The 23,401-nt window shown below is 62.8% G+C and carries 17 protein-coding genes and 2 riboswitches; of the genes, 10 read left to right on the forward strand and 7 right to left on the reverse strand.

All coding sequences use genetic code 11. The features are described from left to right. Positions 1–61: 61 nt before the first annotated feature. Positions 62–601, reverse strand: coding sequence for an ureidoglycolate lyase (locus V6657_RS16400; protein ID WP_048935622.1), 540 nt, complete (start codon positions 599–601; stop codon positions 62–64). After that, on the reverse strand, positions 598–1,608 hold the full coding sequence (gene alc / locus V6657_RS16405; protein ID WP_048935623.1) for an allantoicase: 1,011 nt from the start codon (positions 1,606–1,608) through the stop codon (positions 598–600). Before alc ends, V6657_RS16400 begins: the two co-directional genes overlap by 4 nt. Before the next feature lie 334 nt (positions 1,609–1,942). Between alc and V6657_RS16410 the strand changes: the two genes are divergently transcribed. From V6657_RS16410 to V6657_RS16420, 3 genes are read left to right on the forward strand one after another with little or no spacing between them, the layout of a single operon-like run. Then, positions 1,943–3,283, forward strand: coding sequence for a C4-dicarboxylate transporter DctA (locus V6657_RS16410; protein WP_048935624.1), 1,341 nt, complete (start codon positions 1,943–1,945; stop codon positions 3,281–3,283). Between the two features lie 37 nt (positions 3,284–3,320). Further along, positions 3,321–4,016: a GntR family transcriptional regulator gene (locus V6657_RS16415; RefSeq protein ID WP_048935742.1), complete on the forward strand. Its 696-nt coding sequence runs from the start codon at positions 3,321–3,323 to the stop codon at positions 4,014–4,016. Positions 4,017–4,024: 8 nt separating this feature from the next. Further along, a complete protein-coding gene (locus V6657_RS16420) occupies positions 4,025–4,612 on the forward strand; it encodes a YigZ family protein (protein ID WP_048935625.1) in 588 nt (195 codons plus the stop codon). Here the strand turns inward: V6657_RS16420 and V6657_RS16425 are convergent. The 3 genes from V6657_RS16425 to V6657_RS16435 all read right to left on the reverse strand — a co-directional run bounded on the left by V6657_RS16425 (position 4,609) and on the right by V6657_RS16435 (position 6,215). Further along, positions 4,609–4,935: a helix-turn-helix transcriptional regulator gene (locus tag V6657_RS16425; protein WP_048935626.1), complete on the reverse strand. Its 327-nt coding sequence runs from the start codon at positions 4,933–4,935 to the stop codon at positions 4,609–4,611. The genes V6657_RS16420 and V6657_RS16425 overlap by 4 nt on opposite strands. Further along, on the reverse strand, positions 4,919–5,173 hold the full coding sequence (locus V6657_RS16430) for a type II toxin-antitoxin system RelE/ParE family toxin (RefSeq protein ID WP_048935627.1): 255 nt from the start codon (positions 5,171–5,173) through the stop codon (positions 4,919–4,921). The genes V6657_RS16425 and V6657_RS16430 overlap by 17 nt, the downstream gene beginning before the upstream one ends. Positions 5,174–5,303: 130 nt before the next feature. Then, entirely contained in the window at positions 5,304–6,215 is a 912-nt protein-coding gene (locus tag V6657_RS16435) for a LysR family transcriptional regulator (protein ID WP_048935628.1), read from the reverse strand. Positions 6,216–6,561: 346 nt separating this feature from the next. On the opposite strand from V6657_RS16435, the gene gcl reads away from it, so the two are divergent. The 4 genes from gcl (at position 6,562) to pyk (ending at position 12,284) form a co-directional block, all read left to right on the forward strand. After that, positions 6,562–8,337 carry a glyoxylate carboligase gene (gene gcl / locus V6657_RS16440; protein ID WP_048935629.1) on the forward strand — a complete coding sequence of 592 codons (1,776 nt, stop codon included), beginning with the start codon at positions 6,562–6,564 and terminating at the stop codon, positions 8,335–8,337. 43 nt (positions 8,338–8,380) lie between these two features. Beyond that, positions 8,381–9,163 (forward strand): hydroxypyruvate isomerase, encoded by a 783-nt coding sequence (gene hyi, locus V6657_RS16445; RefSeq protein ID WP_048935630.1) that lies wholly within the window; start codon positions 8,381–8,383, stop codon positions 9,161–9,163. 115 nt (positions 9,164–9,278) lie between these two features. Next, positions 9,279–10,190, forward strand: a complete 912-nt coding sequence (gene glxR / locus V6657_RS16450) for a 2-hydroxy-3-oxopropionate reductase (RefSeq protein WP_048935631.1) — start codon at positions 9,279–9,281, stop codon at positions 10,188–10,190. A 621-nt stretch (positions 10,191–10,811) separates the two neighbouring features. Beyond that, on the forward strand, positions 10,812–12,284 hold the full coding sequence (gene pyk / locus V6657_RS16455; RefSeq protein ID WP_048935743.1) for a pyruvate kinase: 1,473 nt from the start codon (positions 10,812–10,814) through the stop codon (positions 12,282–12,284). Between the two features lie 6 nt (positions 12,285–12,290). Here the strand turns inward: pyk and hemN are convergent, their stop codons facing one another. Continuing rightward, the gene (hemN, locus tag V6657_RS16460; RefSeq protein WP_048935632.1) at positions 12,291–13,775 is read right to left on the reverse strand and encodes an oxygen-independent coproporphyrinogen III oxidase; all 1,485 of its coding nucleotides are present in this window, start codon (positions 13,773–13,775) and stop codon (positions 12,291–12,293) included. 237 nt (positions 13,776–14,012) lie between these two features. Between hemN and V6657_RS16465 the strand changes: the two genes are divergently transcribed. Continuing rightward, positions 14,013–15,125: an ABC transporter substrate-binding protein gene (locus V6657_RS16465; protein WP_048935633.1), complete on the forward strand. Its 1,113-nt coding sequence runs from the start codon at positions 14,013–14,015 to the stop codon at positions 15,123–15,125. A gap of 530 nt (positions 15,126–15,655) precedes the next feature. On the opposite strand, the gene V6657_RS16470 is transcribed toward V6657_RS16465, so the two are convergent. Next, positions 15,656–17,776 (reverse strand): UvrD-helicase domain-containing protein, encoded by a 2,121-nt coding sequence (locus V6657_RS16470; protein ID WP_048935634.1) that lies wholly within the window; start codon positions 17,774–17,776, stop codon positions 15,656–15,658. Positions 17,777–18,314: 538 nt separating this feature from the next. Between V6657_RS16470 and V6657_RS16475 the strand changes: the two genes are divergently transcribed. Next, positions 18,315–22,085: an ESPR-type extended signal peptide-containing protein gene (locus tag V6657_RS16475; RefSeq protein ID WP_048935635.1), complete on the forward strand. Its 3,771-nt coding sequence runs from the start codon at positions 18,315–18,317 to the stop codon at positions 22,083–22,085. Between the two features lie 234 nt (positions 22,086–22,319). After that, positions 22,320–22,646: a hypothetical protein gene (locus tag V6657_RS16480; protein WP_048935636.1), complete on the forward strand. Its 327-nt coding sequence runs from the start codon at positions 22,320–22,322 to the stop codon at positions 22,644–22,646. A 398-nt stretch (positions 22,647–23,044) separates the two neighbouring features. Then, positions 23,045–23,142, forward strand: a riboswitch (glycine riboswitch). A 13-nt stretch (positions 23,143–23,155) separates the two neighbouring features. Further along, positions 23,156–23,283: riboswitch (glycine riboswitch) on the forward strand. The last annotated feature ends 118 nt before the right edge of the window (positions 23,284–23,401 follow it).

Consider the following 23,401-nt stretch of genomic DNA (forward strand, 5'->3'; position numbering starts at 1 on the left):
TTTGAATGTGACTGAGCCCCCGTTGTGCGGGGGCCCAGGGATGGCCAGGATGACGAGGAGCTTACTGCGCGGCGCGCATCGCCTCTTCGGTCAACCACACCGATTCGGGCAAGTCCTGCTCGTCGCAGTTGTGGCCTTCGCCGCCGCGATCGACGACGAGGAAATCGCTCACCTCGCCCAGTGCCAGCAGCGGGTGATGCCACACGCCGCGTGCGTAGTTCACGCCCTGCCAGCCGTGCGACACGAACGCGCGCAGCTTGCTCGGGTCCAGCTCACCGGCCGGCGCCACGACCACCAGGTACGGCTTGTCGTTCTGCGGGATGAAGGCCTGGCTGCCGCGCGGGTGACGCTCCAGCATCTTCACCTCGAACGGCAGCGTGCGCGGCTGGCCACGGAACAGGCTGATCAGCGCGCGGCCGCCCTCGCCCACATCCACGTTGGCGAGGTCATGAAAGCGCGTGGTCGTGCCCTGGTTGATGGGGAACTGCTTGGCCCCCTCCAGTTCGATCACGTCGCCGAACGGCGCGAAGGCTTCGCGCGTGAGCGGCTCGATGGTCAGGGCAATGCGAGGGTTGGCAACTGCGGCGGTGTCTTGGCTCATTCCAGCACCCCCCACAAGCGCAGACGCGACACGCCACCGTCCGGGAACATGTTGAAGCGCACGTGCGTGACGATACCCAGGTCCGCGATTTCGGCTTCGTAGTAGTGCTGCAGGTCCATCTGCAGCTTCTGCTCGGGCAGCAGCGTCTGCCAGAACATGGCTTGCGTCTTCAGCGAGCTGTCGGTGCCGCCCACTACGCGTGCGGCCTGGATGGACACGCGGTCGGCAAAGTTGCCCTTGAAGTGCGCGGTGTCGACTTCGATCTTGCGGATGCGGCCCGGGTGGGCCAGGGCGATCACGCACCAGTCGTTGCCCGGCTCGCGGCGGCGGCGCGTTTCCCAGCCGTCGCCCATATTCACGCCGCGGCCCGGCATCAGCATGCGCGAGGCCGGCCCAAAGTGTTCGTTGTTGGCTTCGACCACGTAGGCGCCGTTTTCCATGGCGGCCAGGTCGAACAGCTTGGTGCGGTCCGCGCCCTTCCAGTCGACTTGCGGCTGGCCGTACACGCGCAAGCGCGCGATGCCGCCGTCCGGGAAGATATTCACGCGCAGGTGCGTATAGGCGCCCGTGTTGGCCACGGCCACGTAGGCGTGGCTGTTGCCTTGCAGCGTGGTGGACGGAACGATCTCGGTCCACTGCGTGGCATCGGTCGGCTCGCCGTCCGGCAGATAGGCGGCTTCGATGGACGCAGCCGGCGGGAAGTTGCCCGTGAAGTGGCTGGTGTCGATATCCACGCCCTTCACAACGCCCGGGCGGGCCAGCTTGACGATGCAGTGGTCGTAGCCACCGTTGCGGCGACGGCGCGTTTCCCAGCCGTCCATCCACTTGCCGTGGTCGTCGTACTTGCCGGGGATGAAGACAGCCGGCTCGGGGTTGAGCATGCGGTCTTTCGGTGCGAAGAACTCGTCGGTCGCAAACGTGGCCACGGCACCCAGGCGCGGATCGGCCAGGTTCGGATAGCGGCGGGTGAAATCAGGGGCGTTCGGATCGAGCGTAGGCAGCGCCATGGGGAAACTCCTTGGTGTTTGTCTCTGGATGTTATACGGCAGGCCCATCGAACAAAAACGGTGAGTAAGAACACTCGAAACCATGGCGATGGGAGCGCCGGAAGTGCAGCGTAAATGGCGGAACCGCAAGGGTTCGCGAGACTGCATGAACCGATGCTAGCATGTGAATTCAAAAATTGCATACAAAAATTGGATCGCCTATGATGCCGTCACCGCTCGACAATTCGTGACAACAATTTGTTGCGACGCAGCGAGCGAAACAATGGCCTGACAACAATCGCGATAGACGATCCCGCAGTGCCTGAAACACCCGAAATCCAAAGGAGGATTCACCATGCAACGCTTTACGCGCCCGTTGTTCGGGCAGGTTTTGATTGCCCTAGCAATCGGTATTGCGCTGGGCGTCTGGGCGCCTGAATTTGCACAGAAACTGCAGCCGCTCGGCGACGGCTTTCTGAAGCTCATCAAGATGCTGATCGCGCCGATCGTGTTCTCGGTGGTGGTGGTGGGTATCTGCGGCGCCGGCGAATTGAAGAAGGTCGGGCGCGTGGGCGGCAAGGCCGTCATCTACTTCGAAGTCGTCACGACGATTGCACTGGCGCTCGGTATTGCGCTGGCCTACCTGTTCGGGCCGGGCCACGGCATGAACGTGGACCCGAAGACGCTCGACCCGGCGGCCATGGCCTCGTACATGACGACGGCCAAGCAAGTGGAGTCGACCGGCGTGGCGACGTTCTTCCTTAAGCTGATCCCCGATACGTTTGTCAGCGGCTTTGTGAAGGGCGACATCCTGCAGGTGCTGCTGGTGTCGATCCTGTTCGGCTGCTCGCTGTCGCTGCTGGGTGAGCGCACCAAGCCGCTGGTCTCGTTCATCGACCAGCTCTCGCATGTGCTGTTTCGCATGATGGCGGTGATCATCCGCCTGGCGCCGCTGGGCGTGCTGGGTGCGGTGGCCTTTACCGTGGGCAAGTACGGCGCGGGCTCGCTCAAGCAACTGGGCTTCCTGGTGCTGCTGTTCTATGCGGCGGTGGCGGTCTTCGTGGTGGTGGTGCTGGGCACCATCCTGCGCGTGGCGGGTTTCAACATCTTCAAGCTGATCCGCTTCCTGCGCGCTGAACTGCTGGTGGTGCTGGGTACGGCCTCGTCCGATGCGGTGCTGCCGTCCATCATGAACAAGCTGGAGAAGATGGGCATCAAGCGCTCGGTGGTGGGCCTGGTGATCCCGACCGGCTACTCGTTCAACCTCGATGCGTTCTCGATCTACCTGACGCTGGCGGCCGTGTTCATCGCCCAAGCGACCAACACGCCACTGGCCTTCCAGGATCTGTTGCTGATCCTGGGCGTGGCGCTGATCACCTCCAAGGGCGCGCACGGCATTCCGGGTTCGGCCATCGTGATTCTGGCGGCTACCCTGTCGGTCATCCCGGCCATTCCGGCCGTGGGCCTGGTGCTGGTGCTTTCCGTCGATTGGTTCATCGGCATTGCCCGCGCGCTGGGCAACCTGATCGGCAACTGCGTCGCCACGGTGGTGATTGCCGCGTGGGAGAAGGACATCGACCGCGTGCGTGCTAACGCCGTGCTGGACGGCAAGATCGACATCACCGAAGAAGGCGAGGCGATTGCGCACGGCCATGCTGCACCTGCGGCCGCAGCGCACTCCGTGCCGCATGCCTGATGTCGGCGTCCCGTCGGACGGCGGTAAAATCGGCACCATGACTGAAACGACCGCCGCCGACATCTCCTCCGAAGGCATTGCCGACGACATCGCCCAGGCGATCGTCGCGCACCGGCTGCCGCCCGGCACCAAGCTGCGCGAAGAGGCGCTGGCGAAGGTCTACGGCGTCAGCCGCACCAAGATTCGCGCGGCGCTGCTGATGCTGGCCAAGGACAAGCTGATCCGCATGGAGCCGGACCGCGGCGCCTTCGTCGCCAAGCCCGACGAGACCGAGGCGCGCGAGGTGTTTGCCGTGCGCCGCGTGCTGGAGGTGGCGCTGGCGCGCGAGTTCATCGCCAAGGCCACGCCGGCTGATTACAAGCGGCTGGAGAAACACCTGGCCGAAGAGCACAAAGTGGCAGCGAGTGCGCAACTCGCCGACGTGCCGCGCCGCAACCGTCTGATGGCCGACTTCCATCTGCTGCTGGCCGATGTGGTGGGCAACAGCGTGCTCAAGGAAATGCTGCGCGAGCTCTCCGCCCGCAGCTCGGTCATCACGATGCTGTATCAGTCCACCTACGACGCGGTGCGCTCGTCCGACGAGCACACCGCCTTCCTGGAGGCCGCCAAGCGCGGCGACGTGGAAGGCGCCATCGCTCTGATGGAAGAACACATGGCGCACACCGAGGCCTCGCTCAAGTTCGAATCGCCGGGCGGCCGGGCAACGGACCTCGTTGCCGCACTCCTCGCCTGAATCTCGCGGTGCCGACTTACACGCTGCGCGCGCCAGTCTCCGTTGAGCTGGAAATCAAGAAGAGCCGTTTCATTGGATGGGCCGTGCCGGTCGAAGATCGGGCTGCCGCCATGGAGGTCATTGCGCGCCTGCGCGCGGAGCATCCCGCCGCCACGCATGTCTGTTGGGCGTTATTGGCCGGCGGACAGTCTGGCATGTCCGACGACGGTGAGCCGTCCGGCACTGCCGGTCGCCCCATCCTCGAAGTCCTGCGCCATCACGATCTGGACAGCACGCTGGGCGCCGTGGTGCGTTACTTCGGCGGCGTGAAGCTGGGTGCGGGCGGCCTCGTGCGTGCGTACACCGATGCCATTGCCTCCGCGCTCATGCAGGCTGAACGCGTGGAGCGCATTGCCCGCACCACTCTCACCCTGGTTACCGATTACGCCGATGAGGCGCGTATCCGGCGGTGGATTGATGATGGCGGGTATGCCCTGCTGGATGCCGCTTACGATGCGGGCGTCACGCTGACTGTGCGGTTGCCTGTGACGGATGAAGCTGGGGCGAGAGAAACCCTGCGGGACCTCACGCAGGGCCGAGTGGTAATCACGGACTAAAAGTCCAACTGGGCAGGGAGAATGCCCAGCGCCGCCGCAATTTTCTCGCGGGATGATTTGCGCAGCTTGTCGCTGCTCTCCTGTTGCGCATAGGCAGGCTGCGAAATACCCAGACGTTTTGCGATCTCGGCCTGCGTCAGGCCCAGGTGCTCACGCCAAGCGCGGGCCGGCGACGCGCCTTCGACTGTGCGCTCGATGACCCCGTGGGGAATCAAGTCTCGGGTTTCGGCACGCTCCGCGAGGTAGTCGGCATAGGGAATGACGACGAACGCCGGCGAGCCGTCCGGACCGTTGATGATCTGGATGTTAGTAGGTGCGTTCATCGCGTTTCCTCACTTCCTGAATTTCGACTACGCGGATGTCTCCATCCCAGTCGAACAGTACGCGATAGTTGCCCACGCGCAGCCGGTAACCGTATTGGTGCTCAACCAATGCCTTGACGTTCTGGCACTCCGGCATGGCGGCAAGCCCGCCCACCGCTCGCACGACCACTTGCTGTTGTGGCCGATCCAGCTTCCGAAGTTGCTTGGCAGCCCGTGTTGTCCATTGGATCGCATTCATGATGCGATCAGTGACCGATTTATAAGTTTATAGCATTCCTTATACGCTTTCATCGGCGGGGCTCACATGGCGTGCTAGCCCGCCATGATTCCCAGCCACCCGCGTGGCGTCGATCAGACTGCGCCTCAACTTAACTGCTGCGTGACCAATACCCCGGCTGCGCAAACACCGTCTTCAGGTGCTCGATAAAGAACCGAATCTTCGCCGGCACCGGCCGCTGCTGCGGGTACACGGCGAGGATGTCGTAGTCGGGCAGCGCGTAATCATCCAGCACCGTCATCAGCGCGCCAGACTCCAGCTCGGGCTGGATCTCCCACGTTGAACGCCAACCCAGGCCCAGGCCCTCGCCCATCCAGCGGTGCAGCAGCTCGCCGTCGTTGCAGTCGAGGTTGCCGCTCACTTTCACGGTGACGGCCTTGCCGTTCTGCTGGAAATACCAGCCGCGCTGCTGGCCGCCCTGCAGGTTGAAGGCGAGGCAGTTGTGCTTTTCCAGGTCATCCAGCGTGCGCGGCACGCCGTGCTTGGCGAAGTACGCGGGCGTACCGCACACCACGCGCTTGTTCGACGCCAGACGGATCGCCACGAAGTTCGGATCGATCGCCCCACCGATGCGGATGCCCACGTCGTAACCCTCGCGCACGAGGTCGACCACGCGGTCGGTCAGGTTGAACGAGCAGCGCACGTCGGGGTTGGCGCGCAGGAAGTCCGGCGCGTGCGGCGCGACGTGCTTGCGGCCGAACGCGGCCGGTGCTGAGACGATCAGGTGACCCGTTGCCTTGTGGCGTCCCTCTGCGACGAGCAGTTCGGCGCGGTCCAGTTCGCCCAGCGCCTTCTTGCACTGCTCCATGAAGACGGCGCCCTGCTCCGTCACCGCAATGCGGCGTGTCGATCGGTGCAGCAGCTTCACCCCCAGCCGTGCCTCCAGCGCGTTGATGCGCCGGCCAATCATCACCGGCGTCACGTCTTGCGTGAGCGCGGCGGCGGCCATGCTGCCGTGTTCCACCACGGCGATGAACGCTTCGATCTGCTTGAGCTTGTCCATTCCATCATTCCAGTTCGCAATGTCCGACCATTTTATGGAGGATTCCGTACGCGGATTGGTGCTATCCAGCGCATATCACCTGTGACGAATGACTGAAATGACGGGGAGTGATGTGATCAATGCTTGCGTGAGCTCTCGGATTTTTGCGTTGCACAAAATCACCATGAAACGGCGTACTTCCGGGCTTCTTTGGCAGTTTTATTGACTCGTGATTGCTGCGGCACAAGAAAATATTCGATACACGGAGTTCGCAATCAACTGACGAAAGCTGCGTTTATCCATATCGGCATGCGGGAATAGGATCAGCTCAACCCAATTCCCACCTTCCCCTTCCTGGAGACACACCATGCCGAAGATGAGAGCGATTGATGCCGCCGTTGCGGTGATGGAAAAAGAAGGCATCACCACTGCCTTCGGCGTGCCTGGTGCCGCCATCAACCCGTTGTATTCCGCCCTGCGCAAGGCCGGCAACATTGATCACGTGCTGGCCCGCCACGTTGAAGGCGCCTCGCACATGGCCGAGGGCTACACCCGAGCCGAACCCGGCAACATCGGCGTGTGTATCGGCACCTCGGGCCCCGCAGGCACGGACATGATCACCGGTCTGTACTCGGCCTGGGCGGATTCGATTCCAATCCTCTGTATCACCGGCCAAGCACCGCGCGCCCGCCTGTACAAGGAAGACTTCCAGGCCGTCGACATCGAGTCGATCGCCAAGCCGGTTACCAAGTGGGCCGTCACCGTGCGTGAGCCGGCGCTGGTGCCGCGCGTGTTCCAGCAGGCGTTCCACCTGATGCGCTCGGGCCGTCCGGGTCCGGTGTTGATCGACCTGCCGTTCGACGTGCAAGTCGCTGAGATCGAATTCGACATCGACACCTACAGCCCGATGCCGGTCTACAAGCCCGCGGCCACGCGTGCCCAGGCTGAGCGCGCCATCGAGATGCTGTGCGCAGCCGAGCGCCCGCTGCTGGTGTGCGGTGGCGGCGTGATCAACGCCGATGCGGCCAAGCTGATGGTCGAGTTTGCCGAGCTGGTGAACGTGCCCGTGGTCCCGACCCTGATGGGCTGGGGCGTGCTGGCCGATGATCACCCGCTCAACGCCGGCATGGTCGGTCTGCAAACGTCGCACCGCTACGGCAACGCCACGCTGCTGGCATCGGACTTCGTGTTCGGCATCGGCAACCGCTGGGCCAACCGCCACACGGGCAGCGTCGACGTCTACACCAAGGGCCGCAAGTTCATCCACGTCGATATCGAACCGACCCAGATTGGCCGCGTGTTCGGTCCGGACCTGGGCATCGTGTCGGACGCTGGCGCCGCGCTGGAGAAGTTCATCGAAGTCGCCCGCGAGCTGAAGGCTGCCGGCAAGCTGCCGTGCCGCAAGTCGTGGAATGCCGACGTGCAGAAGCGCAAGCGCACGATGCTGCGCCGCTCGGACTTCGACAACGTGCCCGTCAAGCCGCAGCGCGTGTACCGCGAGATGAACCAGTACTTCCCGCGCGACGTTCGCTACGTGTCGACGATCGGTCTGTCGCAGATTGCTGCTGCGCAGTTCCTGTCGGTCAACCAGCCGCGCCACTGGATCAACTGTGGTCAGGCCGGCCCGCTGGGCTGGACGATTCCCGCCGCGATCGGCGTGAAGGTGGCATCGCCCAACAGCGACGTCGTCGCCATCTCGGGTGACTACGACTTCCAGTTCATGATCGAAGAAATGGCGGTGGCCGCGCAGTTCAAGGTGCCGTACATCCACGTGGTGGTGAACAACTCGTACCTGGGCCTGATCCGCCAGGCACAGCGCAACTTCGACATGGACTACTGCGTCCAGCTCGCCTTCGACAACGTCAACGCACCCGAGCTGAACGGCTACGGCGTCGACCACGTGAAGGTCGTGGAAGGCCTGGGTTGCAAGGCGATCCGCGTGTTCAAGCCGGAAGACATCGAGCCGGCCTTCGCACAGGCTCGCAAGCTGATGGCCGAGTTCTCGGTGCCGGTGATGGTGGAAGTGATTCTCGAGCGTGTGACGAACATCGCCATGGGCACCGAGATCGACAACGTGGTCGAGTTTGAAGACGTGCTCGACCTGGAAGACACCCTCACGGAAGCCGAAGGCGCCACCGCATAAAGACGGCGCGCTGTTCCCTCACCGTCCGATAACAGGAGAAACCATGACAAAGCTGGCAGCCAACCTGACCATGCTCTTCAACGAGCAGGCCTTCCTCGACCGCTTCGAAGCCGCCGCGCGTGCGGGCTTCCGCGGTGTGGAGTTCCTGTTCCCCTATGCGTTCCACGCAGACCAGATTGCGGATCGTCTGAACCGCTTCCAGCTCGACCTGGTGCTGCACAACCTGCCGGCCGGCAACTGGGACGGCGGCGAGCGCGGCATCGCCGTGCTGCCGGATCGCGTGGGTGAGTTTCAGGAAGGCGTGGGCGAGGCGATCAAGTACGCCAAGGTGCTCGGCGTGAAGCAGCTCAACTGCCTGGTGGGTAGCCGCCCGGAAAGCGTGAGCGAAGACGCTGCACGCAAGACGCTGGTGGAGAACCTGAAGTTTGCGGCGAAGGCGCTGAAGGCCGAGAAGATTGATCTGCTGATTGAGCCGATCAACACGTTCGATATTCCGGGCTTCTACCTGAGTCGTACGCAGCAGGCGCTGGACCTGATCAACGACGTGGATGCGTCCAACCTGTATGTGCAGTACGACATCTATCACATGCAACGGATGGAAGGCGAAGTGGCGAACACGCTCAAGCGCCATCTGGACAAGATCAAGCATGTGCAGTTGGCGGACAACCCGGGGCGTAATGAGCCGGGGACCGGGGAGATCAATTACCAGTTCCTGTTCCGCTGGCTGGATGAGATTGGCTACAGGGGCTGGGTGGGTTGCGAGTACAAGCCCAAGGCCGGGACCGTGGAAGGTCTGGGCTGGCGCGCTGCGCATCACGTCGCCTGATTGTCTGTTCGCCTTGACCCGGCGGGTGAGTTCATCGCTCCCCGGGGGCTAAAGAAGGTGGGCCACCGGCCCGCCTGTCAAACCACCAACATTTAAACCAAGGAGATCCCTCACCATGGCAAACGCACTCAACCTCGGTTTCATCGGTCTCGGCATCATGGGCGCCCCCATGGCAGGCCACCTGCGCGCCGCCGGCCACACGCTGTTCGTGCACGACGTGAACCCCGCACCGGCCGCGCTGGTGGAAGCTGGCGTGACGGTCTGCACGAGCGCCGAGGAAGTCGCCAAGCGTGCCGACATCATCTTCGTCATGGTGCCGGACACCCCGCATGTTGAAGCTGTGCTGTTCAGCGAAAAGGGCGTCGCCAAGGCGCTGAAGGATGCAGGCAAGGATGCGGCTGCCGGCAAGATCGTCGTCGACATGAGCTCGATCTCGCCGATCGCGACGAAGGACTTTGCTGCACGCATCAACAAGACTGGCGCGCAATACCTGGACGCGCCGGTGTCGGGTGGCGAAGTGGGCGCCAAGGCGGCCTCGCTGACGATCATGGTCGGCGGTGAACAAGCTGCGTTCGACCGCGTGGTTCCGCTGTTCCAACTGATGGGCAAGAACATTACGCTGGTGGGCGGCAACGGCGATGGCCAGACCACCAAGGTGGCCAACCAGATCATCGTGGCGCTGAACATTCAGGCTGTGTCGGAGGCGCTGCTGTTTGCATCGAAGGCGGGTGCCGACCCGGCGAAGGTGCGTCAAGCGCTGATGGGTGGTTTCGCCAACTCGCGCATTCTGGAAGTGCATGGCGAACGCATGGTCAAGCGTACGTTTGATCCGGGCTTCCGGATCGAACTGCACCAGAAGGATCTGAATCTGGCGCTGCAGGGTGCGAAGGCACTGGGCGTGGCGCTGCCGAACACGGCTACGGCGCAGGAGCTGTTCAACACCTGTGCTGCCAACGGTCTGGGTAAGCAGGATCACTCGGCGCTGTGCCGGGCGATTGAGATCATGTCGAACCACGACATCGCCTGATATTGCTTGGTTGCGGGGATGGACTTTGGTTTCTGTGTTGTTGGTTCATCCCTTGTTTCATCCCCTGCCGGGGCTGACTCACTTTCTTTGTCTTGCCAAAGAAAGTAAGCAAAGAAAGGCGCGCCCGAGATGGCGAAAGACTCCTTGAATTTATGTCGCAAGGAGGGGAAGGGAAAAACTCGCTGCGCTCAAACAGTTTCCCTTCCTTTTTCCTCCTTGCAACAGAAATTCAAGGCGCCATCAAGGGCAGGAACGTCAAAGGCCAAACCGTCGAGGCACAACCGCAGTAGTAGTAAGCACACGCAGCAAGCAGCAGCAAATCGCAGCAAACAACAAGAGCCACTAGGGCATGCAGACCAACGGTTTGCTTTTCCCCTGCCCTAGATGGCGCCTTGAATTTTTGTAAGCGGGCGGAAAAAAGACGGGAAACTGTCTGAGCGCAGCGAGTTTTTCCCGTCTCCGCCCGGTTACGAAAATTCAAGGAGGGTGTCGCCATCTCGGGCGCGCCTTTCTTTGCTTACTTTCTTTGGCAAGACAAAGAAAGTGAGTCAGCCCCGGCAGGGGATGAAATGAGGGATGGACCACCCAGGTCCAAACAACAACCCACCGGAGCAATCCAAAGTGCGCCGCTTCCGCAACACCAAAATCCTCGCCACCCTCGGCCCCGCCAGCAGCGACAAAGACACCATCCGCGCCCTCTTCGACGCCGGCGCGGACGTCTTTCGCCTGAACTTCAGCCACGGCTCGCACGAAGACCACCGCAAGCGCTACGACATCGTGCGCGCAGTCGAAGCCGAGACCGGCCGCCCCATCGGCATCCTGGCCGACATGCAAGGCCCCAAGCTGCGCATCGGCACCTTCGCCGAAGGCCGCGTCGTGCTCAAGAACGGCGATCGCTTCGTACTCGACCGCGACCCGACGCCGGGCGATGTCACCCGCGTGCACCTGCCGCACCCCGAGCTGTACGCGGCCACTGCGCCGGGCCAATCGCTGCTGCTCGATGACGGCAAGATCCGTCTGGCTGTGGAAGCCGCCGACCCGACCGCCATCGTCACCCGCGTGGTCGACGGCGGCCCGCTGTCGGACCGCAAGGGCGTGAACGTGCCCGATGCCGTGATCCCCATCCCCGCCCTCACCGAGAAAGACCTGCGCGACCTCGAGTTCGCCCTGTCGCTGGGTGTGGATTGGATTGCCCTGTCGTTCGTGCAACGCGCCGAAGACGTGATCGCCGCACGCGAGATCATCGGCGACCGCGCCGGCCTGCTCTCCAAGATCGAGAAACCCGCCGCGCTGTTGCACCTGGAAGACATCGTGCAGGCCTCCGACGCGCTAATGGTGGCGCGCGGCGACCTGGGCGTGGAGCTGCCGCCCGAGCGCGTGCCCGGCGTGCAGAAGCGCATCCTGCGAATCGCACGTCAGCACGGCAAGCCGGTGGTCGTGGCCACGCAGATGCTCGAATCGATGATCGAAGCGCCGGTGCCGACGCGTGCAGAAGCGTCTGACGTGGCAACGGCTGTGTACGACGGCACCGACGCGGTGATGCTCTCGGCCGAATCGGCCAGCGGCAAGCACCCGGTGGCCGCGGTCAGCATCATGAACCGCATCATTGCCGAGACCGAGCGTGACCCGCTGTACCGCAACCTGATCGACGCACAACACCAGGCCCCGCTGCCGACGCGCCAGGACGCCATCTGCGCGGCCCTGCGCGACGTAACGCATATCCTGGGCGCAGTGGCCACCGTCACCTACACGTCCAGCGGCAAGACCAGCCTGCGCGCTGCACGCGAGCGGCCCCTGGCGCCCATCGTGAGCATCACGCCGCGCCTGGATACGGCACGCCGTTTGGCGATCACCTGGGGCGTGCACAGCACCGTGAGCGCCGATGTGCATAGCGTGGATGAAATGGTGGATGCGGCTTGCCGTGCCGCTGCGCGTGAAGGCTTTGCCGTGTCGGGCGACCAGATCGCCATCACGGCGGGCATGCCGTTTGGTCAGGCAGGGTCGACCAACCTGCTGCGTCTGGCCGAAGTCTGGCCGCAGACGGTCGCCACCGCGCAAACGGAAACGACTGCGCAGGAACCGGCAACGGCTTAAGGCCGGTCAGACCACCTTGGAATAGCGCGGAACGAAGGCGACGGGCTTGCCCTGCGCCTCGACCGCGCGCTCGGTGCCAACGGCGCGCAGATGCGCGTCGAACACCATCGCGATACGCCGCACCAGCAGCCGCCCTTGCGGCGTGATGAGGATGCGCTCGTCGCCCACCTTCACCAGGTCCGCTTCTTCCAGCGGCGCCAGCGCCTCCAGTTCATCGGCAAAGGTGCGCTTGAAGTCCAACCCATGCGTCGCGCCAAACGCGCGCATGTCCAGCTCGAACCCGCACATCAGTTCGCCAATCAGCGCACGCCGCACGTGGTCGTCCGGCGTGAGCGACAGGCCGCGCAGCACCGGCAGCTCATTGGCGTCGATGCGCGCGTAGTACGCGTCGAGATCCTTTTCGTTTTGCGCGTACACATCGCCCACGCGGCTGATGGCGGACACGCCAAAGGCCAGCAGGTCGCAATCGGCATGCGTGGAATAGCCTTGGAAATTGCGCTGCAGGCGCCCTTCGCGCTGCGCAATCGCCAGTGCGTCATCCGGCCGCGCGAAGTGATCCATCCCGATATAGACATAGCCCGCGTCCACCAGACGCTCCACCGTCATCGCCAACAGGTCGAGCTTCTCGTCGGCGGTGGGCAGCGCGAGCAAGTCGATGCGGCGTTGTGGCTTGAACAGGTGCGGCAGGTGCGCGTAGCTGTAGACGGAGAGCCGATCCGGCGCCATCTCCAGCACGCGGTCCAATGTCGCGTTGAAGGTGTCGGTCCGTTGATGCGGCAGGCCGTAGATCAGGTCAAAGCTGATCGATTCGAAACCGAGGCGGCGCGCGCTATCGACCACGCGGCGCGTGTCTTCCACGCTCTGGATGCGGTGGACGGCGCGCTGCACGTCCGGATCAAAGTCTTGAATGCCAAGGCTGGCGCGGTTGAAGCCGAGGTCGGCCAGCACGGACAGCGTGGCGTCGTCGGCATGGCGTGGGTCGAGTTCGACGGAGATTTCCGCGTCGGGCATCAGATCGAAATGCGCACGCGTGGCGGCCATCACTGCGCGCATCTCATCGTGCGTGAGGAAGGTGGGCGTGCCACCGCCCCAGTGCAGTTGCGTCACGCGGCGCAGCGGGCCGATGTGGCCGGCCACGAGCGCCATCTCCTGCGCCAGGGCGCGGATGTAGCGCGCACTGCGCGAGTGGTCCTTGGTGATGATCTTGTTGCAGCCGCAGTAGTAGCAGAGGTTCGCGCAGAACGGCAGATGCATGTACAGCGACAACGGCGCATGCAGCGCTGGCGCAATCGCGGCGCGTCGGTGCAGTGCGTCGAGATAGTCAGCCTTGTTGAAGCCGGCGTGGAAGCGGTCCGCCGTCGGGTACGACGTGTAGCGCGGGCCGTGCGTGTCAAAGCGCTGTGCCAGCGCGCGCACCTGCGGTGCAGACCAGCGGAAGGCGACGTCATTGGCGGCAGCATCCTGGGCAGCCGGTTGGGCAAAGGGGAACATGGGGCGTGGGGTGCGAGGGCGATGGTTGATGCTATTCCTGCGCTCCCAGCGGCGCGTTGATATGTGTCAACGTCGGTCAATGCGGGTTCAAACGTGCCGATCCCTCCATCAGGAGGGGCTTAACTTCACTGATCTGTCACATTCGGCCGCCTACCATCGACGATTGGCGTGCACCCGCCAGCCAGGCCGGTCACAACAAGAACAACGCGCCGTCGATTCGTCTTTGGGGGAAGCATGATGTGGCAGACACTGGCACGCCGCTGCGCGTGCGCATTCGCCTGCGCAACCGCCGTTGTGACGCTGACGGCGCATGCGCAAGGCAATACCACCTTCGTCGTCGGGCAACTGGTGGAACGCGGTGGCGCCCAGGCCGACTACGCACGCGACTTCATGGCCGGCGCCAAGGTCGCGTTTGATGCGGCCAACCTGAGCGGTGGCATCAAGGGCCGGCGCATCAGCCTGATCCGTCGCGAAGTCGAACAGTCCGAAGCGGTGCCGCAAGCCATCGACATGATTGAGCGCGATCGTGTGGAAGTGCTTTTTGGCGTGAGTGAACGCCTGTTGCCCACGCTGACCGCTTCTCCGGAGATCGCGCGGCGCAATGTGCCGCTGTTGGCGCCACTCTCGGGCGCCACGTCCACGTCCGACAACGTCTGGTTCATCCGCCCGGACTACGACCACGAAATCATCGCCGCGCACAACCGCCTGCGCCAGTTCGGCATGCGGCGGATTGCGCTGGTCACCACTGCGGGGTTCGATCCCCAACTCGGTACGCGCCTGCGCAACACGCTGGCAGCCACACCGCCCGCCAAGGGGGATGCTGCCGAGGCACTTGATCTCTACACCCTGACGGGCGATCCGGGCGAACTGGCTGCGCGCGTCGCCCCCACCAAGCCGACCGCCATCATTGTCGCGGGCGATACCCTTGCCTACGCCAGCGTCGGCCGTGCGCTGGCGCAGCACGGGTGGTATGGCTTCCTGGTCGGGCTCTCGTCGGTCAACCCGCAGGTGGCGCGTGAAATTCTCGGCACCGGTTACAGCGGCGGCATGCTGCTCGCGCAGACCGTGCCCAACCCCGCTGTCGGCAATACCAAGATCACGCGCGAACATATCGCACGCATGAAGCAGTTTCTGGATGAGCCACCGTCGGGGGCCACGTTGTCGGGTTATATCGCGGCCACGTATCTGATTCAGGCGATGAATGCAGTGGGTGGCAAAGCGGCCGGGGCTGAGTTGCGGCGCGCGCTGCAAACGCGTGCGGATGTGGGGGGATTTACCTTGGACTTCACTCGGGGGAATCGGGGGAGTGAGTTTGTGGATTTGAACTACATCCAAGGGACGGGGAATTAGGCGTTGGTGGTCTGCCCCCCTTTCGCCCCCTGCCGGGGCCGACTCACTTTCTTTGTCTTGCCAAAGAAAGTAAGCAAAGAAAGGCGCGCCCGATGCGGCGAAAGACTCCTTGAATTTATGTCGCAAGGAGGGAGAGGAGGCAAACTCGCTGCGCTCAGACAAGCCTCCTCTCTTTTTCCTCCTTGCAACAGAAATTCAAGGCGCCGCATAGGGCAGGGAAAGTCAAAGGCAGAAGCCAAACCATCTAGGCGCCAGCCCAAACGACAAGGCCAACCTCGCGACGGGTTGGCCTTTTTCTTTTGACGTTAGGCCCTTGATGGCGCCTTGAATTTTCGTAAGCGGGCGGAAAAAAGATGGGGAACTGTTTGAGCGCAGCGAGTTTTCCCCATCTCCGCCCGGTTATGAAGATTCAAGGAATGGGTCGCCATCTCGGGCGCGCCTTTCTTTTGCTTACTTTTCTTTGGCAAGACAAAGAAAAGTGAGTCAGCCCCGGCAGGGGATGAAACAAGGGATGGACCAAAAACAAAAAATCAGGAAACCACCGGCTTCTTGGCCGACAACAACCCCTTCAGTGCCCCCAACCGATCCTTAGGCGACATCGCCGGCATCGAATCCTCAGGCGTCGGCCCAGCATCATCCCCAAGCTTCATCTCGGCGATGTAGCGCGACGGCTCACACACCACCGTCTCCCGTGCGCGCTTGCGCTTCTTGCACCAGCTGATATGCAGGCTGCGTTGCGCGCGTGTGATGCCCACATACATCAGCCGCCGCTCTTCCTCGATTTTCTCGTCGGTCAGGTCGTCGTCTTCACGGCAGTGTGGGAGGATGCCCTCCTCAACGCCCACCAGAAACACGTGCGGATACTCCAGCCCCTTGCTCGCGTGCAGCGTGGAGAGGCGCACCGCATCCGGGTCCTCTTCCCGGCCTTCAAGCATGCTGATCAGCGCGATGGTCTGCGTGAGTTCGAGCAAGTTCTTGCCTTCGTCCATCAAACCATCGGCATTGTCGAAACCGGTGGCCTCTTCGTCACCCTCTTTCTCGGGCTTGGTGCCCTTGCGCTTGAGCCAGTCCACAAACTCCAGCACGTTGGTCCACTTGTTCTGGGCCTGGCGCTCGTCGTAGGTGTCGTACAGGTAGGCCTCGTAGTGGATGCCTTCCATCATCTCGTCGAGCAGCGTGCCGGCGGGTTCCTTCGCGGCGCGGTCTGACAGGCGCACGATGAACTCGCAGAACACCCGCAGCGGCTCTAACTGACGCGGCGCGAGCTGCCCTTCGATGCCACCCATCATCGCCGCCTCGAACAGCGACACCTTCGCCTGCCCCGCGAATGCGCCCAGCACTTCCAACGTCGCATTGCCCACACCGCGCTTGGGTGTGGTGATGGCACGGATGAACGCGGGGTCGTCATCCGCATTCGCAATCAGTCGCAGATACGCGCACAAGTCCTTGATCTCGGCCTTGTCGAAGAAGCTTTGGCCGCCCGAGAGCACATACGGAATGCGCTCGCGCCGCAGGATCTGCTCGAACAGCCGCGCCTGGAAGTTGCCGCGATACAGGATCGCGTAATCCCGAAACTGCGCGCGGCGCTCGAACTTGTGCGCGGAGAGCTTGAAGACCACGCTCTCGGCTTCGTGCTCCTCATCATTGGCGCTGGTGACGTTGATGGGGTCGCCCATGCCGTGCTCGCTCCACAGCGTCTTCTCGAACAGCTTCGGGTTCTGCGCGATCACCGCGTTGGCGGCGTTCAGGATGCGCACCGTGGAGCGGTAGTTCTGCTCCAGCTTGATCACCTTCAGGTTCGGAAAATCCGTCTGCAGCAGCTTGAGGTTGTCGAGCGTCGCACCGCGCCAGCCGTAGATGGCCTGGTCGTCGTCGCCCACCGCCGTGAAGGCCGGCGCGCGCAGGTGCGAGCCACCCGCCAGCAGCTTCAGAAGCTGGTACTGGCAGGCGTTGGTGTCTTGATATTCATCGACGAGGAAATAGCGCAGACGGTTCTGCCACTTCAGGCGCACCTCTTCATTGCGCGCGAACAGCTCGGCGGGAATGCGGATCAGGTCGTCAAAGTCCACCGCCTGATACGCATGCAGTGTGGCGACGTAGTTGCGGTAGACCAGCGCGGCCTGGTGATCGTCGACGTTGTTGTTGGCGAGGGCCTCGGCAATCGCGGTTTCCGGATCGACGAGACCGTTCTTCCACAGCGAGATCGTGCTCTGCACGCGACGGATCAGTTGCTTGTCGGTCGTCGCCAGCTGCTCCTGGATCATGCCGAAGCAATCGTCCGAATCCATGATCGAGAAGCGTGGCTTGAGGCCCACGTGTTCAGCCTCCGCCCGCAAGATCTGCACGCCCAGCGAGTGGAACGTGCACACCGTCAACTGCTTGATGGGAATGCGCTTGCCGTCTTCGCGCGTCTTGCCATCCATCAACTTGGCCACGCGCTCCTGCATTTCCTTGGCCGCCTTGTTGGTGAACGTGACGGCAGCGATGTGACGCGGCTCGAAGCCCTTGTCGAGGATCAGGTGCGCGATCTTCTGCGTGATCACGCGCGTCTTGCCGGAGCCCGCCCCGGCCAGCACCAGACACGGGCCGTCGAGGTAGTGCACACCTTCGGATTGGGCAGCGTTGAGCCCGTGGGCGAGACTGGAAGACATGGGAACAGCCGGGAGGAAATCAGGCGGGAACGTACAGCGGAAGGCGATGGTAGCACGCGAGGATGCGGCCCTCCGACGCTGACTGCCCGCTTGCGCGCACTTGGCCGACAAAGGTGTCACGGAGGCGAACTCAGTCTCAGTTCCAGCCGAAATGTCGCATCGATATCAGACCAGTAGGAAATGACGCAATGTCAATCTCTCAGAGATTCAAATGTCATTTTTGGCGGATTTTTTGAGATTTTTTCCGCCCGAAGAACATACCGACGCCTCTCCTGGACGCCTATCAGCTTGGATAATTTGCACATTGAGCCAAATCAGATACCCGCTTAGTTGCGGGCGGCTCCCATCGGGCATTCACCAATCTCTACGATCGATCGAGTTTCTCAGGGAATTCTGATTTTCGATTCGATATCAATTTTTGATCAAGGCGACCAAATAGAACAGAACTCACTTCGTGGATTCACCACACTCCGGGCCGCCGGCAAACCGTGTGGCCCGGCAAGGAATTCCACATTGAATCGAAATCAGGGTGAGTCACATGAATAAGACGTATCGCGTTGTTTTGAATGCCTGTACGGGCAAATGGGTCGTGGCATCTGAATTGGCCAAGGGGCGCAAGAAAAAATCCGTCAGCCTGGCGAGCCTGGCTGCCGTTGCCCTGGGGCTGGCGGCACCCAGCGGCGTCGCGTTTTCGCAGGCCAACGGCAGTGGCAGTTTGCAGTTGTGCCCGGGGAGCGCTGCAGGCACCAACATCGGCTCAGCCTACGGTTACAGTTCCTCGGCAAACAACATGAACTGCAATACCAATGGGAATTACGCATTTTCCTTGCATAACAGTGGCACGAATGCAGGAACCAATGGCGTTCAAAACTCGACTGCACGTATCAGCGGCTACCAAGACGGCCACCTGGAACTCGTCGGCCAGGGCGGCATCACGCTGCTCGGCGGGCCGATCACGTTCAACGCGAGCGCCAACCTCAATAACAACAAGATCACGGGCCTGGCCAACGGCACGGCGGGGACCGACGCGGTTAACGTGTCGCAGGTGAACGCAGTCAAGACGGTGGTGGACGCCAACGCCGCGGCCATCGCTTCTGCACTGGGAACAACCGTCGGCACCGACGGCACAATCGCCACCCCCTCGTTTACGGTGGGCGGAACGGCCTACCCCAGCGTCAATGGTGCGCTGACCAACCTGGACGGCCGCACGAACACCAACACCACCAACATTACCGCGCTGACCAATGGCACGGCCGGTCTGGTGCGCCAGGCCAACAACACGGCCACCATCTCGGTGGGCGCCACCAGCGCGGGCGACACGGTCAACATCATGGGCACGGCTGTCGGCGGCACCGCGCGTATCACGCGCCGGTTGACCGGCGTCACGGCGGGCGCAGTATCCGACACCAGCTCGGACGCCATCAACGGCACGCAGCTCTACGACGTCAGCAACTCGGTTGCGACCGCGCTCGGTGGTGGAGCCGGTGTGAACGCCGACGGCTCGATCAGCGCACCCAAGTATGCCGTCAACGGCGCCGACTTTGACAACGTTGGCGGTGCGATCGAGGCACTGGACGGCCGTTCGACGACCAACGCGACTGCCATCACGAACCTGACGGCCCAGATCAACGCGGGCACGATCGGCTTGGTGCAGCAGGCCAACAGCTCGGCGGACATCACGGTGGCCAAGGACAACGCCGGCACAACCGTCAACTTTGCCGGCCGGGGCACCGGCGGGAGTGTGCTCAACCGCAGGCTGACGGGCGTGGCCGATGGCACGAATGCCACGGACGCTGTCAACCTGGGCCAGTTGGAAAAGGCCACGGGTGCCAGCAAGTATGTTGCATACAACGCGGGTGACCAGGGCGACAACGCTTCTGCAACGGGCAGGGATGCGCTGGCAGTCGGTGGCGCCAGCATCGCAGGCGGCACGGCATCCACAGCGATCGGCGCGGGGGCGGGCGCAGTTGGCGCAGGCGGCGTTGCCGTAGGCAATAACACAAGCGCCATTGGCAATGGGTCCGTTGCCATTGGGACCGGCAGCAAGACCACCGCTAACAACGCGATCGCCATCGGTGCAAACAGCGCGGTTTCCGATACGGCAGAAAATTCGGTCGCTTTGGGTACCAACTCGACAGCGGAGCGTGCCTCCACGGTATCGGTGGGCGCAGCGGGCAGTGAGCGTCAGATCACCAATGTGAACGACGGCACGGCAGCGACCGATGCCGTCAACGTACGTCAGATGAATGCCACGGCGAGTGCCGCACGCGATGCCGCCATCGTTGCGGGCAACGCCACGGCAAACGAGCTCGCCAAACAACTGGGCGGTGGCGCTGGCGTTGCCGAAGATGGCACGATCACAGGCCCGACGTACAACTTCAATGACGGCAGCGAGCACAAGACGGTGGGCGATGCGCTCGGCAACCTGGACAAACGCACGGCTGACAACACCACCAAGATCGGTGAACTCGAAGGATCGGTAGGCAATCTTGACCAGTTGGCCGTCAAGTACGACAGCACCGCGAAGGACAGCATCGCGCTCGGCAATGCCGGTACGCCGGTCAAGCTCTCGAATGTCGCCAACGGCAACGTCGCGGCGACGAGCACCGAGGCCATCAACGGTAGCCAACTGCACGGCACGGCACAGTCGGTGGCCGACGCACTGGGCGGCAAGGCGGCGGTCGACGCAGACGGCAAGGTCACCAAGCCGACCTACGTTCTAAGCCCCGATCCGATCTCTGGCAAAGACACGTTTGACAACGTGGGCGATGCGCTGAGCAGTCTGAACAACAACATCGTCAGCAATGCCGAGGCCATCGACGACCTGGGTACGAAGATCGGCGAAGGCTCGATCGGCCTGGTTCAGCAAGACAAAACTAGCCGCACGATCACGGTGGGCAAAGATACTGACGGCACCGAAGTCAACTTTGCCGGCAAGGATGCGGACGGCAACGCCATTGACCGCAAGCTGACCCACGTGGCGGCTGGGACGGATGACACCGACGCCGTGAACGTACGACAGCTCAAGGACGCGGGTCTGGTGGGTGACGACGGCAAGCTGGCCAACGCCGTGACTTACGACAGCGACAAGAAAGACAGCATCACCCTGGGCGGCTTGAAAGCCGATGGCACGCCTGCCATGGCCCCGGTCAAGCTGTCGAACGTCGCGGATGGCGTGAACAACAACGACGCCGTCAACATGGGGCAACTCAAGCCCATCCAGGCGCTGGCCAATAGCGCCGTGCAATACGACGCCGGTGGTACGAGCGTGACGTTCAAGGGTTCGTCGCCTGTGCAACTCAAGAACGTCGCCGCAGGTACCGACGATACTGACGCCGTCAACCTGAAGCAGCTCAAGGATGCCGGTCTGGTGGGCCAAGGTGAGGACGGCTCGGTCACCAGCAATGCGGTGCTGTATACAGCGGCAGACCAGTCCGCCGCTCGCCTAGCAGGCGCCGATGGCACCACGCTCGACAATGTGAGGGCCGGCGCAGTGCTTGAAAACAGCATGCAGGCCGTCAATGGCAGCCAGCTGTATGGAACGTACCAGGACATGGCCAAGGCGCTGGGCGGCAACGCTTCGTACACTGGTGGCGTATGGACTGGGCCGACCTACAAGTTCTCGGATGGCAAGGAGTACAACAACGTGGGCGCTGCGCTCGGCGCACTGGACACCCGTGTTGGCGCGCTGGAAGGCGGTAGCGGCGGCCCGGCCGGTGGTGGTGGAGAAGGCGGGGCAGGCGGCCAGGCCAACCCCATGTTCGCTAGCAAGGGCGCAACTGGAGCCAGCAAGGAAGCGGCCGTGGCAAGCGGTAACAACTCCACAGCCGCTGGTGCCAACGCGGTTGCGTCGCACGACAATAGCGTCGCGCTTGGGGCGGGTTCGGTCACGAGTGGTGCCAATACCGTATCGGTTGGTTCTGTGGGTAACGAACGGGCGATCACCAATGTTGCCGACGGCGCCATCACCGAGAGCAGCAAGGAAGCCGTCAACGGTGGCCAGCTGTTCCGTGCGCAGGCTGACATGCAAAGCAGCGTGAACAACCTGCAAAGTCAAATCAACCAAGTCGACACCAAGGTCAACCGCGTCGGCGCAATGAACGCGGCCATGTCGACCATGATTGCCAGCGCGGCCGGTCTACAGACCGACAACCGCATGGCGATCGGCACGGGTGTCTACCGAGGCCAGACGGCGCTGGCGATCGGCTATCAGCGCAAGATCGGTAACCGTGCGACGGTCACGATCGGCGGCTCCACTGCCGGCGGCAGCGAGTACAACGTTGGCGTGGGCGCAGGCTACGGTTGGTAAGCCGACCACGTTGATGGCTTGAAGTTGACGGACGCGCACCTCACGGGCGCGTCCGTTTTTTCCTTATGGGGGCGCACCCGTCGGCGCCGCACTCGTTTGCTCCCCTCGCTTTTCCCTGTGGGGTTACACGGCTTACGCGCGGTTACACGGTGGCCGTCAGCTTTCGGCCAAAACCGTCCGTTATAGGCAGGACAGCGGCTGAATCGGTCGGTCGCTCACCGGAGGAAGAAAACCATGAACCGCATCGTCAAAGTCCTGGCTGTGACCGCCGTTGCTCTGTCTGCTACCACGGGGGCTTTCGCCCAAACGCAATGGCAGAAAGACCACCCGCGTCGCGCGGAAGTGAATCACCGCCTCGCCAACCAGAACAAGCGCATCCACAACGAGGTGAAGGAAGGCGAAATCACCAAGGGCCAGGCCAAGGCGCTGCACAAGGAAGACCGCCAGATTCGCCAGGAAGAGCGCGACATGGCCGCTCAAAATGGTGGCCACATCACCAAGCAGGAACAACGCACGCTGAACCAGCAGGAAAACAAGGTGAGCCGCCAGATCGGCAACTGATCACCGGCTGACCACCGACCCGCACACCGGCCACACCCCGGGGCAAGGCGAAACCGCCAATGCCCCGAGGGTGTGGCCGTTGTCTTTGGCGTTTCGCTTTTGACGTCCCTGCCCTAGATGGCGCCTTGAATTTGTGTAAGCGGGCGGAAAAAAGACGGGGAACTGTCTGAGCGCAGCGAGTTTTCCCCGTCTCCGCCCGGTTACACAAATTCAAGGGATGGGTCGCCATCTTGGGCGCGCCTTTCTTTGCTTACTTTCTTTGGCAAGACAAAGAAAGTGAGTCAGCCCCGGCAGGGGATGAAACAGGGGATGGACCACCAACAAGAAAACCAAACCCAGGAACACTGCCCCAGCCAATCCTCCTAATTGACAATCCCATCCCCCTTCCGTAAATTCCGCCCATCCATCCGGGAGAGCGTGCCCGCCGCACACGGCCAGGCACCGCCGAAGGGGTAGCACCCGAAAACTCTCAGGCACCAAGGACCGGGCGGATCGGCCAGACATGCGTCTGACCGCACTCTGGAGAGCTGGCGCTGCACGACCACTGCAGGCGCCCACCGAAGGGGCTCACGAACGGCGCGCACCGCTATGCGCCCCGCTTCGCAATCTCTCAGGTACCAAGGACAGAGGGGCCATCCGCGCAGCTTGCATCTTCATGGCGTCACCATGAGGCATCAGGCTGCGCGGGTGGCCTTTTTGCTTTTCTGGTCCCGAATAACGCGCCCTGCCGAGGCCACCGGCGGCGCCCAAGCCGA

The sequence above is a fragment of the Ralstonia sp. RRA genome (assembly GCF_037023145.1).
Lineage (GTDB): Bacteria > Pseudomonadota > Gammaproteobacteria > Burkholderiales > Burkholderiaceae > Ralstonia.

What these genes read in the sequence shown, in the direction of transcription:
- V6657_RS16400 (WP_048935622.1), bottom strand. Translation starts at nt 601, where the DNA reads ATGAGCCAAGACACCGCCGCAGTTGCCAACCCTCGCATTGCCCTGACC.
- alc (WP_048935623.1), bottom strand. Translation starts at nt 1,608, where the DNA reads ATGGCGCTGCCTACGCTCGATCCGAACGCCCCTGATTTCACCCGCCGC.
- V6657_RS16410 (WP_048935624.1), top strand. Translation starts at nt 1,943, where the DNA reads ATGCAACGCTTTACGCGCCCGTTGTTCGGGCAGGTTTTGATTGCCCTA.
- V6657_RS16415 (WP_048935742.1), top strand. Translation starts at nt 3,321, where the DNA reads ATGACTGAAACGACCGCCGCCGACATCTCCTCCGAAGGCATTGCCGAC.
- V6657_RS16425 (WP_048935626.1), bottom strand. Translation starts at nt 4,935, where the DNA reads ATGAACGCACCTACTAACATCCAGATCATCAACGGTCCGGACGGCTCG.
- V6657_RS16430 (WP_048935627.1), bottom strand. Translation starts at nt 5,173, where the DNA reads ATGAATGCGATCCAATGGACAACACGGGCTGCCAAGCAACTTCGGAAG.
- V6657_RS16435 (WP_048935628.1), bottom strand. Translation starts at nt 6,215, where the DNA reads ATGGACAAGCTCAAGCAGATCGAAGCGTTCATCGCCGTGGTGGAACAC.
- gcl (WP_048935629.1), top strand. Translation starts at nt 6,562, where the DNA reads ATGCCGAAGATGAGAGCGATTGATGCCGCCGTTGCGGTGATGGAAAAA.
- hyi (WP_048935630.1), top strand. Translation starts at nt 8,381, where the DNA reads ATGACAAAGCTGGCAGCCAACCTGACCATGCTCTTCAACGAGCAGGCC.
- glxR (WP_048935631.1), top strand. Translation starts at nt 9,279, where the DNA reads ATGGCAAACGCACTCAACCTCGGTTTCATCGGTCTCGGCATCATGGGC.
- hemN (WP_048935632.1), bottom strand. Translation starts at nt 13,775, where the DNA reads ATGTTCCCCTTTGCCCAACCGGCTGCCCAGGATGCTGCCGCCAATGAC.
- V6657_RS16465 (WP_048935633.1), top strand. Translation starts at nt 14,013, where the DNA reads ATGTGGCAGACACTGGCACGCCGCTGCGCGTGCGCATTCGCCTGCGCA.
- V6657_RS16470 (WP_048935634.1), bottom strand. Translation starts at nt 17,776, where the DNA reads ATGTCTTCCAGTCTCGCCCACGGGCTCAACGCTGCCCAATCCGAAGGT.
- V6657_RS16475 (WP_048935635.1), top strand. Translation starts at nt 18,315, where the DNA reads ATGAATAAGACGTATCGCGTTGTTTTGAATGCCTGTACGGGCAAATGG.
- V6657_RS16480 (WP_048935636.1), top strand. Translation starts at nt 22,320, where the DNA reads ATGAACCGCATCGTCAAAGTCCTGGCTGTGACCGCCGTTGCTCTGTCT.